Genomic DNA, 15,020 nt, shown 5'->3' with positions numbered 1-15,020 from the left:
GGATCGGAGCGAACCCCCAACCGCTTCAGAAAGTGAATCGTCGAGAAAATGAGCGCAGATCCGAACAGCATCGATGTCTGGGAAGCGTTCCTCGACCCGCAGTCCGACTATTCGCTGCCCGACTTCGCCGCAGTCACCCCGGAGACGCTGCTGACCGCGGTTCGCACGGCGACCGATTTCGCCCGCGCCGAGGTGGCTGCCATCATCGCCGACGACGCCGAGTCCACGTTCTTCTCCACCACGGTGAGATTCGAATCCGCGTCCGTGCCGATGACCCGCATCGCCTCCGTGGCGGCAGCCATCGAGTCGAATCATCTGCGTCCCGAACTCACCGACGCCATCTCCGAGACCTGGGAGCTCCTGTCGGCCACCGAGACCGAGATCCTGCTGAACGTCGACCTCTTCCACCGCATCGAGCAGGTTTCGGTCTCCGACCTCAACCCCGAGGACAAGCGTCAGCAGGAACTGACCATCGATCAGTTCGTGCGTGCGGGCGCCCGCCTCGGCGAGGACGAACGCGAGCAGATGGCCACGATCGCGGCCGAACTGACCACTTTGGAGAACTCCTTCTCCCGCGCGCTGCAGCTCGATACGCGCGAGTTGGCCGTCCACCTCAGTGAGGCCGATTCCCTGGCCGGGATGAACGACGATCAGATCGCGGCAGCGGCGAATCGTGCCGCCGAACGCGGCGTCGACGGCTACCTGCTGCCGCTGAACAACTTCACCCAACAGGGCGTGCTCGAATCCCTGAGCACAGCCCAGACTCGTCGGCACGTGCTGAACAACTCGATGGCCCGTGGATCCCGCGGCGGCGACGGCGACACCCGCACCCAGGTCGCCGACACCACGGCGCTGCGTGCACTGAAGGCGCATCTGCTCGGATACCCTTCCTACTCGTCCTTCGCCATCGACAATCAGACGGCCGGCAACCCCGATGCCGCTGCCGATATCGTCTCCTCTCTCATCAATCCCGCGAATGCCCAACTCGATGAGGAACTTGCGCAGGTCAAGGAGCGCTACGGCCTCGAGACGGTCGCGTCCGAAGACGTCAAGTACTACCTTGCGAAGTTCCGCGCCGACGAATTCGGCATCGACCCTGACGAGGTGGCCAAGTACTTCGAATTCGACACAGTCCTCACCGAAGGCGTCTTCCGGGCCGCCACCGGACTGTACGGAATCACGTTCGCCCCGTACGAGGGTGTCACCGCCTGGCATGAGGACGTCCGCGTCTATGAGGTCACCGATGTCAACGAACGTCACCTGGGGCTCGTCCTCATCGACCCGTATTCCAGGGATACGAAGCGCGGCGGGGCCTGGATGGACCAGCTGGTTCCGGCCTCCCGGCTGACCGGGCTGCTGCCGGTCGTCACCCTCTCGCTCAACCTCGCCAAGCCCGGTCCGGGCCGGCCCACGCTGCTCAATCCGACCGAGCTGACGACGTTCTTCCACGAATTCGGCCACGTCCTCCACGGGCTCTTCGCGAACTCCACCTACCCGTCGACGGCCGGCACCGCCGTCCCCCGCGACTACGTCGAATTCCCATCCCAGCTCAACGAGATGTGGCGCTTCCACCCGCAGGTCCTCCCCCACTTCGCCAAGCACGTCGACACGGGCGAGCCGATGCCGGCCGAACTCGTCGACGCGCTCATCGCCTCGGAGAAGTTCGGGCAGGGATTCGACACGATCGAATATCTCGCCGCTGCCATGCTCGACCTGTCCTGGCATTCGCTCGAGGCCGGAGAGCACATCACCGAAGTCCTGTCCTTCGAATCGGAGGTGCTCGCCGCGGCCGGCTTCTCGCCGCTCGTTCCGCCGCGCTACCGGTCGACGTACTTCGGGCACATCTTCGCCTCCGGGTATGCGGCCGGCTACTACTCCTACCTCTACTCCGAAGTCATCGCCGCCTGGGTGAGCGAATGGTTCGAGTCCCAGGGCGGACTCAACCGAGAAGCCGGAGATGCCTTCCGCGAGGCGATCCTCGCCCCCGGCTATTCGGTCGACCCGATGGCGGCGATCGAACGCTTCTTCGGCACCCGCCCGGATGTCGCCCCGCTGCTGCGCCGTCGCGGCCTCGCGGAACCCGTGACCGAGGTCGACGGGGAGGAAACGACCGAGACCGAGTCCGGAGCCGCCTCGGCGATGTGGGATCACCCCAACCACGAGGCGGTCGCCGCCGATCTCGCGGCTGCGGGCATCGATCCGCGCATCGAGATCTTCGACGGCTCGACGCCGACGGCGGCCGCAGCGGCCGAAGCGCTGGGCATCGAGGTCGGAGCGATCGCGAACAGCCTCATCTTCTCCTCCGGCGGCGAACCCGTGCTCATCATGGCCTCGGGCGCCCACCGGGTCGACACCGCACATGTCGCCGAACTCATCGGCGTCGACTCCCTCGACCGGGCGTCGAAGGAACTCGTCCGCGAGGCCACGGGGCAGGTCATCGGCGGGGTCGCTCCCTGCGGTCATCCGGGGCCGATTCCGACCTATGTCGATGTGTCGCTGAAGGACTATCCTGTTCTCTGGGCCGGCGCGGGGACACCGAATTCGATGGTGCCTCTGACGTACGAGCAGCTGCTCACGGTCACCGGAGGAAAGGAAATCACCGTTGTCGCAGAAGAGTCCTGAGTCTGGGCGTTCCGAGTCCGAGTCTGGGCAGCCGGATCGCACCACCGATCCGGCGCACACCACCACCTCGGCTGCACGATTCGCAGCTTTCGCTTCCTCCCGGGGCCGCTACTATGCGGTCTTCCTCGCCGTGTTCTGCGCGGTGCTCATCATCTCGAACATCTCGGCCACGAAGGTCATCGGCTTCGGTCCGATCGTCACCGACGGCGGCGCGTTCCTCTTCCCCATCGCCTACATCCTCGGTGATGTGATCAGCGAGGTGTACGGCTTCAAAGCCGCTCGCAAAGCCGTGATCACCGGATTCGCCCTGCAGATCCTGGCCACCTTCGTCTTCTGGCTCGTGCTCATCTCGCCTCCGGGGCCCGGGTACGAGAACCAGGACGCGTTCGCCGCCGTGCTCGGCTTCTACCCGCGCATCGTCGCGGCTTCCCTCGTCGGCTACTTCGTCGGCCAGCTGCTCAACTCGTGGGTGCTCGTGGCGGTGAAGAAGCGCATGGGCGAGTCGAAGCTGTGGGTGCGGCTGCTCACGTCGACCGGTGTCGGCGAGTTCGTCGACACGCTGCTGTTCTGCATCATCGCCTTCGCCGGTGTCATCCCGGGGCTCGACTTCCTCAACTACATCATCGTCGGCTTCGTCTACAAGGTCGCCGTCGAGATCATCTTCCTGCCCGTGACCTACCGGGTCATCAAGCTCGTCAAACGCCACGAACCCAGCTACGAACTCGACGCGGCTGAAGCGTAGATTTCAATGACGCCTTAGCCGACCGGCGCGCGTTCGCGAACTGATGCACCGGACGCCCAGTGGTCAGCCCGAACGGAAAGCGGTTGTCGGCGAGTGTCATCGAGTTTTGTCCCTGGCCGACATCGACTTCTGATCAGGTCATCGAGATAGAACTCGATGCGCTGATCAGAAGTCGATGACTCACCTGCGGCCGGAAGCGTGTGGGGCCGGCTGGCGACCGCAGCGACCGCCGGAAGCGCGGCTACTTCTTCGCGTAGTAGCGGCCGAGGACCTCGGTTTCGAGCTCGTCGAAGCGGCCGTCGATCATCGCCTGGCGGATCTCGGCGACGAGCGAGACGACGAAGTGCTCGTTGTGGATGGTGCACAGGGTGGAGAAGAGCATCTCCTTCGCCTTGTACAGGTGCCGCAGGTACGCACGCGAGTAGTTCTGGCACGTATAGCACGTGCAGTCGGGATCGAGCGGGCCGAAATCGCGGCGGTACTTCGCGCCGGTGAGGTTGTACCGGCCGTCGCGGGTGTAGATCGCGGCGTTGCGGGCCACGCGGGAGGGCGAGACGCAGTCGAAGGTGTCCGCGCCGGTCTTGATCGCTTCGAACAGGTCGTCGGGTTCGGAGATGCCGAGCAGGTGCCGCGGCTTGTTCTCCGGCAGCTCCTCGCACACCCAGCGGATGATGATGCCGAGGTTCTCCTTCTCCAGTGCCCCGCCGATGCCGTAGCCGTCGAAGTCCATCGCGCCCAGGTCGCGGGCGGCCTTGCGCCGCAGATCCTCGTACTGCGCGCCCTGCAGCACCCCGAAGAGCGCCTGGTAGGGCCGGTGCGACCGCTCCTCGGTGAGGCGGAAGTGCTCTTTGATGCAGCGGATCGCCCACAGCCGGGTCCGCTCGAGCGATTCCTCCTGGTAGCCGCGGGTGTTCACCAGCGTGGTCAGCTCATCGAAGGCGAACATGATGTCGGCGCCGAGTTCGTGCTGCACCCGCATCGAGATCTCCGGCGTGAACCGGTGCATCGATCCGTCGAGGTGGGACTTGAACGTGACCCCGTCATCGTCGACGTTCGACAGCCGTTCCTTGCCGACGGCGACGAGCTCGTCGTTCTGCTCCCCCGTCGACTCCATCGAGATGACCTTCTTGAACCCCGAGCCGAGACTCATCACCTGGAATCCGCCGGAGTCGGTGAAGGTGGGTCCGGGCCAGTTCATGAACTTCCCCAGCCCGCCGGCCTCGTCGATGAGGTCCGATCCCGGCTGCAGATAGAGGTGGTAGGCGTTCGAGAGCACCGCCTGACCGCCGAGTTCCGCGACCTCTTCGGGGCGCACGGCCTTGACCGTGGCCTTCGTGCCGACGGGAATGAACGCGGGGGTCTGGATGTCGCCGTGCGGGGTGCGGATGACTCCGGTGCGTCCGCCCGTGTCCATGCGGGTGCCCACCTCGAAGCCGAACTGCGATCGGTCGTTGATGGGGGCGGTCTCGGATGCTGCCGGAGTTTCGTCTGTAGTCACCAGACAAGCTTAACTAAGTCCATGACGTTCACCCAGATGCTCACCCTCGCCGAGGCGGCCGCCCCCATCGTCATCGACGGCGGGCTGGGCAGTGCCGCCGAGGATCGCGGCATCGACCTCGACCATGCACTGTGGTCGGCCGAGCTCATCCGCCGTGTCCCCGACACCCTGCGCGCCGTGCACACCGCCTTTGCGAACTCCGGAGCCCGGATACTCACGACCGCGAGCTACCAGGCGACGCCGCTCGGGTTCGCCGCGGCGGGAATCAGCGCCGAGGAGGGCAGCCGGATCACCGGCGACAGCGTGCGCATCGCGCGCGCTGCGGCAGATCGCAGTGCCGCACCAGGCCCAAGTATCCTCGTCGCAGGGTCCGTCGGCCCGTATGGGGCGGCGCTCGGCGACGGCGCCGAGTACACGGGAAGCTATCACCGGAGTCCTGAGGATTACACCGCCTTCCATCGTCCGCGCATCGAAGCCCTCGCCGAGGCGGGTGCGGACCTGCTCGCCATCGAAACCCAACCGCGCCTCGATGAGATCCGCGCCCTCATCGCTCTGGCCGAGGACATCGGCCTTCCGGCTTGGGTGACCGTGACTCTACAGGGCACCACGGACACGACCGCCCCGACCATGCCCGACGGCAGCACCCTGGAGGACTTCGCCGAGGTGGTGGCCGCCTCGGTGAGCGTGTATGCGATCGGGGTCAACTGCGTTCGCCCGTGCCTCGTGACCCCGGCGCTGAGCGAACTGTCCAAGCACACAGACCTGCCGCTCATCGCCTACCCGAACTCGGGCGAAACCTACGACGCGGACACTCTGACGTGGCACGACGGCGCGGAACCCGGCGTCGGGTCGTGGCCGGTGGAGGAGTGGACCCACCTCGGCGCACGGATCATCGGCGGCTGCTGCCGGGTCCGTCCCGACGACATCGCGGTGCTCGCAGAACAGATTCGCCGCTGACGCGATTCCTCAGCCCTGGGCCCCCACGAGCTCCGGATAGTACTTCTCGGCGACGTTCGGGTGGGAGCGCAGCCCGGAGGCGAACGCGTTCTCCCCATAGACGGCGTAGAGGGCATCGCGTTCGTCGTCGGTGACCCCGCGGGCCTCGGCGGCGAGTTCGTCGGGCAGTGCGACCTCGGGCAGGCGGGCGCTGAGCGCCGGGTTATAGAAGAACGGGATGGAGATGCGGTCCTGGCCGGGACCGGTCGGCAGGACCCGGTGGACGGTGGCCTTGAGGTAGCCGTTCGTGGCGACTTCGAGGAGTTTGCCGATGTTGACGACGAAGGTGTTCTCGATCGGATCCGCATCGATCCAACCGTCGTCAGTGAGCACCTGCAGACCGGTGGTGCCCGGCTGCGGGTAGAGCAGGGTCAGGGTGCCGCCGTCGCGGTGCTCGCCCACCCCCTGGGTCACGGATTCGGACTCGGCTTCGGGATAGCGAACGATCTTGATGAAGGATTCGGCATCCTCGGCGAACGCGTCGGCGAAATGATCGCCGGGCTGGCCGAGGCTGAGCGCCCACTGTTCGAGAAGGCGTGCGCCGACCTCGCTCAGCTGCGCATGCCAGGAGTCCGTGGCCTCCCGCAGCTCGGGCAGCGATTCCGGGTACTGGTTGGGGCCAGTGAGATGGTCGAAGTCGTTGACCGGTTCGGCCACGGGTGTGCGTTCGGGGCCGATGTCGATCTGCTCGCGCCAATCCACGCGGCCCTGGGTGCGTTCGCCGCCGGTGCGGGTGTAGCCGCGGAAGTGCGGGGAGTTCGTGTTCTCGATCGCGAGCTTCTCGTCCTCGGGCAGTGCGAAGAAGTTCTGGGCGACATCGATGATGCGGCTGAATTCGGCGTCGGGGATGCCGTGGCCGGTGAGGTAGAAGAAGCCGATCTCGTGAGTGACGCGACGCAGGTCCTCGCGGAACTGTTCGGCGGTCGCGGGGTCATCGGCGAGGCTGAGGTCGAGAACGGGCAGCTGGGTGAGCGTCATGGGGATTCCTCTCTTTTCCCAGCACCTTAGGCCGCGCCCTGACGGGGCCGGCCGCGACCGGTCACAGTCGGTCGCGAACCGTCACATTCCGAGACATGAAGAGGAGAATCAGCCGAGCATCTTGCCCGGGTTGAGGATCCCCAACGGATCCACCGCCGCCTTGATCGACGTCTGCAGCGCCCGCGCACCCGCATCGAGTTCGCGCACCAGCCAGCCCTTCTTCAGATACCCGACCCCATGCTCACCCGTGATCGTCCCACCCAGATCGAGACCCAGCTGCATGATCTCAGCGAACGTCTCCTTCGCCTCGGCCACACTCGCCTCATCCTGGGCATCGAAGAGCACACTCGGATGCATATTCCCATCCCCGGCATGCCCGGCCGTGGACACCTCCACCGAATGCCGGGCCGCGATCTCGTCCAACCTGGCGAAGAACTCGCCGAGGCGGGACCGAGGAACGCACACATCATCGATGAGCTCTCCCCCACCAAGCCCCGACACGTACTTCTCCATCGCCGGAGACACAGCCCGACGAGCCGCGACCAGCATCTCCGAATCCGCCGGATCATCGGAGAAGAACACCTCATCGGCACCCTGCGCTCTGGCGATCGCCTCGAACGATTGCAGCTCGGTCACACCGGCCTGCCCCGGAGCATCCGACTGCACCAACAACAGCGCACCGGCCCCGTCGGGCAGCCCGAAATCACCATAGGCATTGATCATGCCCACGGTGCCTCCGTCCATGAGCTCGAGCATCGACGGGGCCGCCCCGGAGGCCATGAACTCAGAGACCGTATGCCCGGCCGATTCCAAGTCCGGGAAGATCCCGACACCGGTCACCGGCGGAGTCAACAGAGGTCTGAGCCCGAGGGTGATCTCGACGATGACTCCCAGAGTCCCCTCGGACCCGACGAACAGACCCGCCAGATCGAGACCGGCCACACCCTTCGCCGTCTGCCGACCCAACCGGGTCACTGTCCCATCGGCGAGGACCACGGTCAGACCGCGCACGTAGTCTCGCGTCACCCCGTATTTCACACAGCACATGCCGCCGGCGTTCGTCGCGACGTTCCCGCCGATCGTGGAGATCGCCACCGACCCCGGATCCGGCGGATACGACAGACCGTGCTCGGCCAGAGCCGATTTGAGGTCTTGGTTGATGACACCGGGCTGGACACGGCAGGTCTGGTTCACCTCGTCGATGTCGACGATCGCGTTCAGCTTCGCGACGTTGAGCAGGAGCGCCCCGTCGGTGGCGTTCGCCGCCCCCGACAAACCCGTCCTGGCACCCTGAGTGACCACCGGGATCCGATGCGCGGTGGCGAAGCGCATCACCGCGACCACATCATCGACGTCGGCAGCTCGTACGAGCGCCGAGGCGGTCCCCACCGGACAGAACAGGGCCTTATCCGACGAATAGGACTCGATGACATCCCGATCGGTGACCAGGGCGCCCGCGCTCAGCTCGGCCGCAAGTCCGTCCAGGTCCGTGTCCACCGTCGTCTCCGCACTCATCGTCACAGCGACGCGGCGACCTTGAGCACGCGCTCGAGAGCCTCATCGGGTCCGATGCTCACACGCACACCGCCCTGCAGACGACGCACGGCCACGGCCTGCTTCGCGCACTCACCTTCGAAGGCGACGGCCGCCTCGGGGTCGAGCGCGATCCACACATAGTTGCCCTGAGCATCGGGCACGGACAGACCCAGCTCCCGCAGATCGTGAGCGAACCGGTCGCGCACCGCGGCGACTTCCTTGGCGCGCACGGCCACCTCGTCGACGCGAGCCAGGGATTCCCGGGCGGCGGCCTGGGCACCGGCGGTGACGGAGAACGGGGCGATGACCTGGCGCATCGCCGAGGCGATCTCGGCGTCGGCGATGCCGTAGCCCACGCGCAGACCTGCCAGGCCGTGCGCCTTCGAGAAGGTGCGGGCGAGCACGAGATTCGGGTGCTTGGCGCGAGCGGCGAGGGAGTCGGCCGCCTCGGTGGCGAATTCGAGGTACGCCTCGTCGAGGACGACGATGACGGACTCGGGCACCTCGGCGAGGAATCCCTCGAGTTCGGCATCGGTGATCGTCGGACCGGTCGGATTGTTCGGCGAGCACAGCAGCACGAGGCGGGTCGTGTCATCGATCGCCGCGGCCAGCCCGGCGAAGTCGTGTCGACCGTCTTCCAGGAGGTCGACGGGGCGCTTCTCCGCGCCCCGCGCCGAGGCGAGGATCGGGTACATCTCGAACGACGGCCACGGATAGACCACGGACGTGCCCGCTTCGAGGGTGATGTTCGTCAGCGCCGTGAGGACCTCGGAGGCCCCGGCGCCGGGGACCACCTCGGCGGGTTCGACATCGAGGTGGGAGGCGATATCGGCCACGAGCGCGGCTGCGGTGGGATCGGGGTAGTTCCCCGGAATCGCCGAGGCGGATGCCGCCGATTCGACGACACCCGGCAGCGGCGGCAGGTGGTTCTCGTTCGACGACAGTTTGTACGGGGTCAGGCCGGGGGATGCGACGGGAGGCTTGCCGGGAACGTAGGGAGGGAATTCGGCGAGCGCGTCACGGAGCTGGAAACGTTTGGACATGTGCCCATAGTTGCATATCTTGTGGCGGGCAACACAGACTGTCTTGCCAAAGCGTCCGAATGGTCGGATAAAGGCGAGCAGGGCGGACGTCCATCCGCTGTGAGAATGCTCTCGCGACGCTTCGTTCCCTCCTCCCGGGTTACAGGTGGGCCGATGCCGGAGAGTACCCTGAGAGACGAATACATGTAGTCAGAGACGAGGAATGAGAGTCCAAATGCCCTCACCGCAGGAAAAAGTCGACGTCGTCTTGATCGGCGGCGGCATCATGAGCGCCACTCTGGGCGCCATGCTGACCGAACTTCAGCCCGATTGGGACATCCGTGTCTACGAGAAGCTCGACTATGTGGCAACGGAGAGCTCCGACCCCTGGAACAACGCCGGCACCGGCCACGCCGCACTCTGCGAACTCAACTACACCCCCGAGGACTCCAACGGTCAGATCGACCTGGAGAAGGCCTCGAACATCAACCAGCAGTTCCACCACTCGCGCCAGTACTGGTCGCACCTCGTCGACACCGGTGTCATCACCGATCCGACGACCTTCATCAATCCCATCGCCCACGTCAGCTACGGACGCGGCGACAAGGGACGTGACTACATCAAGAACCGCTACGAGACGATGGTGCGCAATCCGCTGTTCGCGGACATGGAATACACCGAGGACGCGGACACTCAGGCCGAATGGCTGCCGCTGATGTTCTCCGGCCGTGGTCCCGGTCAGGTCAACGGCATCTCGCGCATCAAGCAGGGCACCGACGTCGACTTCGGCTCTCTGTCGTCTCAGCTGCTCAGCTACGTCGCCGCCAAGGGCGCGACCGTGCGCACCAGCCACCAGGTCACCGACCTCGACCGTTCCTCCGACGGCTGGACTCTCACCGTGAAGGATCTGCTCTCGCACGAGACCCACCAGGTGGGCGCGAAGTTCGTCTTCGTCGGCGCCGGCGGCGGTGCACTGCCGCTGCTGCAGAAGTCCGGCATCCCGGAGGGACGCGGCTACGGCGGCTTCCCGGTCTCCGGCTACTTCCTGCGCACCGCGAACCAGGATCTCGTCGCCCGCCACCAGGCGAAGGTGTACGGCCAGGCCGCTCAGGATGCTCCCCCGATGTCGGTGCCGCACCTCGACACCCGTGTCGTCGACGGCCAGGACTACCTGATGTTCGGCCCCTACGCCGGCTTCTCGCCGAAGTTCCTCAAGAAGGGCCGCTTCACCGATCTGCCGCTGTCCGTGCGCGGAAACAACATCGGCACGATGCTCAATGTCGCCAAGGACAACACGGATCTTGTCACGTACCTCCTCGGTGAGCTCGCCGCAACGAAGAAAGCCCGCTTCGAGGCCCTGCAGACCTTCATCCCCTCCGTCGACCCCGCCGACTGGGAACTCATCCAGGCCGGTCAGCGCGTGCAGGTGATGAAGAAGGATCCGAAGAAGGGCGGCGTCCTCCAGTTCGGCACCGAGCTCATCTCGTCCGCCGACGGTTCGCTGGCGACCCTGCTCGGTGCTTCACCGGGTGCCTCGACCGCGGTGCCGATCATGATCGAACTGCTCAAGACCTGCTTCCCGCGCGAGTTCGCGGGCTGGGAGAAGAGCTTCAAGGACATGATCCCCTCGCTCGGCCGCGACCTCGTCGATGACGAGACGCTGCTCAAGGAGGTCTCCGAGTACACCTCGCGGACCCTGCAGCTCATCTGAGTGGACTGACGCCCTCAGCCGACTGACATACAGGAGAAGCGGCTGGCCGGAATCCTTTCCGGCCAGCCGCTTCTTACGTTCCCTCAGGAGTTCGGAGCGTCGAGAACCTCAGAGCTCGACCTGGCGGTTGACGTCCTTGTACAGCAGGTAGCGGAAGCGTCCGGGCCCTCCGGCATAGCAGGCCTGCGGGCAGAAGGCGCGCATGGAGATGAAGTCGCCCTCCTGCACCTCGACCCAGTCGCCGTTGAGACGGTAGACGGCCTTGCCCTCGAGCACGTAGAGGCCGTGCTCCATCTCATGCGTCTCCGCGAACGGGATGACCGCTCCGGCCTCGAAGGTGACGATGTTGACGTGCATGTCGTAGGCGAGGTCGTCCGGGTCGAGCGGACGGGTCGTGCGCCAGCGTCCGTCGGTTCCGGGCATCGGCGACGGTTCGACATCGGCCTCGTTGCCGAACTTCGCCTCAGGGGTCAGCCCCGCCACGGGCTGGTAGCGTTTGCGCACCCAGTGGAAGCGGGCCGCCTCGGTGCCGGTGGACGTCGCCGACCACGTCGATCCGGCGGGCAGGAACGCGAACCCACCCGGAGTCAGCGTGTGCGCGGTGCCCTCATGGGTGACCTCGAGCGTTCCGGCCATGACGAAGAGGAACCCTTCGACCTCGGGCTGCGGTTCCGGCGCCTGCGAGCCGCCGCCGGGTGCGACTTCGAGGATCGTCTGCGAGAACGTCACCGCTCCCCCGGCCACGGGCTTGCTCAGCACCCACGACCGGGTCCCGGTCCACTCGGGCAGATTCGAAGTGACGATATCGCGCATCACTCCGCGCGGGATGACCGTATAGGCCTCGGTGACGAGGGCACGGTCGGTGAGCAGATCGGACTGCGGCGGGTGGCCGCCGGTCGGGGCCCAGTAGGTGTACGGGTCGGTCGTCGTCATGGGCGGGGTCTCCTTCGGTCGGTGGTCGGTGGTCGGTGGGCTCAGTCGAGCGAGCCGGTGCGGGCGAGCTGCCCGAGCTGGGTGAGGCTGAGGTTCGTCCGCGAGGTCACGAACTCCTCGGTGTGGGCTCCGCAGACGAGCCCTCGGTCGAGGTAGCGGGCGAGCGCCTTCGCGGTCGCGGGTTCGTCGAGGACCGTCGAATCCGCCTTGAACACGTAGTCGTGCAGGCGCTGCGCCGCCCGTGGCCCGCCTTCGCGGTAGAAGGCGAAGGTCGCCAGGAACCTGGTCGGCAGCTGGTGCGGGTGCAGATCCCAGCCCTGGTAGATCCCTCGTTTGAGGTGGCGGCGGACGAGGCCGGCGTGCAGCGCCCACGCGTGGTGGACCTCTGCGGGTTCGCCGAGCGGGAGGATGTTCGTCGACCCGTCGGAGAGGTGGACTCCGGTGCCGGCGACGGCGAGCATCATCTGGTTCTTCGCGAAATCCGCGACCGGATGGTCCATCGCCTGGTAGGCCGCAGCCACTCCCATCGACGCCGAATAGTCATAGGTTCCGTAGTGCAGCGAAGTCACGCGCCCGGCCCCGGCCTGCAGCGCCGTCGCCAGCGGCACGGTGCCATCGGCGGCGAGGACGAGCTGCGGGGTCTCGACTTGGATCTCGAAGGTGATAGTCCCTTCACCGAGGCTGTGCTCGGCTTCCAGCGCTCGCGCGGCGAGCACCATCGCCCGGACCTGATCGACGGTGCTGACCTTCGGGAGGGTGAGCACGAGATTCTCCGGCAGGCTGCCGCCTGCCTTGATGAGTTCGGAGAGGAACAGGTCGAGAGTGCGCAGACCGCGTTCCCGGGTCGCTGACTCCATGCATTTGAACCGGATGCCGACGAAGCCGGGGGCTGCCTTCTCCGCGCGGCCGGCCACCGCATCGCGGGCGGCCTGGATGACCCACCGATCCTCGGTCTCATCCCCCTGGTCGCCGAACCCGTCTTCGAAGTCCAGACGCAGGTCCTCGATCGGCTCACGTTCGAGTTTCGCGGTGACCGCCTCGGCGAGGAGTTCGGCCTCCCGGGCCACCTGGTGGATGCTGGGCACCTGACCGGGGATCGCGGGACCGGATTCCTTCCGGGCGGCGGTGATGACGCGTTCGGCCAGCTGCAGCATTCCGCCGTGGGCCTCGACGCATTCGAGCGCCTGCTGCCCCCACTGGTACGGCAGGTCGGCACTCGTGCGGTGTCCGGGCACGTACACGGTGTGCACTGGCTGGCGGACGTCGCGATCACCGGGGTACGCGGTCGCCAGTAGCTCGTCCGTGTCTCCCAGCAGTGAGTCGATATCGGCGAGTGTTGATCGTTCCACTTTCACATTCTCTTTCTCTGCACGGGGTTCGACGGCGAGGCGGCGATGCCTGACCTGGCCTCATTGTCTCTCATTCTCCGTCCCCAGGCACGCAAGGCTCTCTGGGGTTTCAGGACGAGACCCGGGCGACCGCCTCGGCGACCTTCTTCGCGACTTCGGGATCGAACACGGAGGGGATGACGTAGCCGGGGTGGAGTTCGTCCTCGGGGATGCACGAGGCGATGGCATCGGCGGCGGCGACCATGATGTTCTCATCCACGTCGCGGGCTTCGGCGTCGAGGAGTCCGCGGAAGATTCCCGGGAACGCGAGCACATTGTTGATCTGGTTCGGGAAATCGCTGCGGCCGGTGGCCACGACGGCTGCGTGTTTCGCCGCCTCGGCGGGGTCCACCTCGGGGTCGGGATTGGCCATGGCGAAGACCAGCGCGTCCTTGTTCATCGCCGCGATATCGTCACCGTCGAGCACATTCGGGGCGGAGACGCCGATGAACGCGTCGGCGCCGACGACGGCTTCCTTGAGGGTGCCGGAGAAGCCCTCGGGGTTCGTATTCGCCTGCAGCCACTTCTTGTGGTCGGTGTCGACCGTCGAGTCCGGGCCGATCGCCCCGTCGCGGCCGCAGGCGATGATGTTCGCGGCACCGGCGACCTGGAGGAGGCGGATGATGGCGTTGCCGGCCGCGCCGACTCCGGAGACGACGATGCGCAGGTCCTCGATCTTCTTGTCGACGACCTTGAGCGCGTTCTTCAGCGCGGCGAGGGTGACGACGCCGGTGCCGTGCTGGTCATCGTGGAAGACGGGGATGTCGAGTTCCTCGCGCAGCCGGGCCTCGATCTCGAAGCAGCGCGGGGCAGCGATGTCTTCGAGGTTGATTCCGCCGTAGGCCGGTGCGATGGCCTTGCAGATGGAGATGATCTCCTCGGTGTCCTTCGTGTCGAGGGCCACCGGCCAGGCGTCGACATCGGCGAACTGCTTGAACAGCACGGCCTTGCCCTCCATCACCGGCATGGCCGCTTCGGGGCCGATATCGCCGAGGCCGAGCACCGCGGTCCCGTCGGTGACCACGGCGACGGTGTTGCGTTTGATCGTCAGCCGACGTGCATCCTCTTTGTTCTCAGCGATCGCCTTGCACACACGGGCCACACCCGGGGTGTAGGCGCGGGAGAGGTCGTCGCGGTTGCGCAGGGGCACCTTCGGGGTGGATTCGAGCTTGCCGCCGAGGTGGAGCAGGAAGGTCCGGTCCGACACCTTGTGGACGTCGACTCCGGGCAGGGCACCCAGCGCATCGGAGACTTCGTCGGCATGGGCGACGTCGCGGGTATCGGCGCTGACGTCGATGATGACCGAGCGCGGAGTGGACTCGACGACGTCGAGGGCGGTGACTGACGCGCCGGCGGCGGCGGCCGCGGCGACGAGGTCGGAGGTCGAGGCCTGACCGACCTGGGTGCCGACGCGCAGAGTGATGGAGTATCCGGGGCTGGTGGCGACCATGGGCAATATCCTCCTTGATATCGAGTTTCCGTATTATGGATAATAACTTTTGCCTAGTGGAAATACTAGACGGTGTCAGTGGATTCGGAAAGTTTCTTCCATTTCGGGACTAGACTGAACGGAGTTTCACTGCCGAGACTCACC

The 15,020-nt window shown here is 66.1% G+C and carries 11 protein-coding genes; 4 read left to right on the top strand and 7 right to left on the bottom strand.

Annotated features, from left to right (window positions below; genetic code table 11):
• Window positions 1-48: 48 nt before the first annotated feature.
• Together ACVZTU_RS04390 and ACVZTU_RS04385 are read left to right on the top strand one after the other, a co-directional pair.
• Window positions 49-2,622 (top strand): M3 family metallopeptidase, encoded by a 2,574-nt coding sequence (locus tag ACVZTU_RS04390; protein WP_139469330.1) that lies wholly within the window; start codon window positions 49-51, stop codon window positions 2,620-2,622.
• Complete coding sequence (locus tag ACVZTU_RS04385) at window positions 2,603-3,364, top strand: queuosine precursor transporter (protein WP_248284022.1); 762 nt, start codon at window positions 2,603-2,605, stop codon at window positions 3,362-3,364. Before ACVZTU_RS04390 ends, ACVZTU_RS04385 begins: the two co-directional genes overlap by 20 nt.
• 241 nt (window positions 3,365-3,605) lie before the next feature.
• Here ACVZTU_RS04385 and tgt read toward each other — a convergent pair whose 3' ends face one another.
• Window positions 3,606-4,862, bottom strand: a complete 1,257-nt coding sequence (gene tgt / locus ACVZTU_RS04380; RefSeq protein ID WP_482401500.1) for a tRNA guanosine(34) transglycosylase Tgt — start codon at window positions 4,860-4,862, stop codon at window positions 3,606-3,608.
• Between the two features lie 21 nt (window positions 4,863-4,883).
• Between tgt and mmuM the strand changes: the two genes are divergently transcribed.
• Complete coding sequence (mmuM, locus tag ACVZTU_RS04375; protein WP_139469328.1) at window positions 4,884-5,819, top strand: homocysteine S-methyltransferase; 936 nt, start codon at window positions 4,884-4,886, stop codon at window positions 5,817-5,819.
• Between the two features lie 9 nt (window positions 5,820-5,828).
• Here mmuM and ACVZTU_RS04370 read toward each other — a convergent pair whose 3' ends face one another.
• The 3 genes from ACVZTU_RS04370 to ACVZTU_RS04360 form a co-directional block, all read right to left on the bottom strand.
• Complete coding sequence (locus ACVZTU_RS04370; RefSeq protein WP_482401499.1) at window positions 5,829-6,836, bottom strand: isopenicillin N synthase family dioxygenase; 1,008 nt, start codon at window positions 6,834-6,836, stop codon at window positions 5,829-5,831.
• Window positions 6,837-6,944: 108 nt separating this feature from the next.
• Entirely contained in the window at window positions 6,945-8,351 is a 1,407-nt protein-coding gene (locus ACVZTU_RS04365) for an FAD-binding oxidoreductase (protein WP_139469386.1), read from the bottom strand.
• A 2-nt stretch (window positions 8,352-8,353) separates the two neighbouring features.
• The gene (locus ACVZTU_RS04360) at window positions 8,354-9,415 is read right to left on the bottom strand and encodes a pyridoxal phosphate-dependent aminotransferase (protein ID WP_139469326.1); all 1,062 of its coding nucleotides are present in this window, start codon (window positions 9,413-9,415) and stop codon (window positions 8,354-8,356) included.
• Between the two features lie 214 nt (window positions 9,416-9,629).
• Between ACVZTU_RS04360 and ACVZTU_RS04355 the strand changes: the two genes are divergently transcribed.
• Window positions 9,630-11,105, top strand: a complete 1,476-nt coding sequence (locus tag ACVZTU_RS04355; RefSeq protein WP_139469324.1) for a malate:quinone oxidoreductase — start codon at window positions 9,630-9,632, stop codon at window positions 11,103-11,105.
• A gap of 108 nt (window positions 11,106-11,213) precedes the next feature.
• Here the strand turns inward: ACVZTU_RS04355 and ACVZTU_RS04350 are convergent, their stop codons facing one another.
• The 3 genes from ACVZTU_RS04350 to ACVZTU_RS04340 form a co-directional block, all read right to left on the bottom strand.
• Window positions 11,214-12,038, bottom strand: coding sequence for a bifunctional allantoicase/(S)-ureidoglycine aminohydrolase (locus ACVZTU_RS04350; RefSeq protein WP_139469323.1), 825 nt, complete (start codon window positions 12,036-12,038; stop codon window positions 11,214-11,216).
• A gap of 41 nt (window positions 12,039-12,079) precedes the next feature.
• Window positions 12,080-13,387, bottom strand: a complete 1,308-nt coding sequence (locus ACVZTU_RS04345) for a DUF6986 family protein (RefSeq protein ID WP_139469321.1) — start codon at window positions 13,385-13,387, stop codon at window positions 12,080-12,082.
• Window positions 13,388-13,496: 109 nt separating this feature from the next.
• Window positions 13,497-14,876 (bottom strand): NAD-dependent malic enzyme, encoded by a 1,380-nt coding sequence (locus tag ACVZTU_RS04340; protein WP_139469319.1) that lies wholly within the window; start codon window positions 14,874-14,876, stop codon window positions 13,497-13,499.
• Window positions 14,877-15,020: the final 144 nt, after the last annotated feature.

It is taken from the genome of Brevibacterium sp. OS20 (assembly GCF_056837565.1).
Note: the sequence above shows the minus strand (reverse complement) of the source record. Positions and strands in the feature narration are given on the sequence as shown.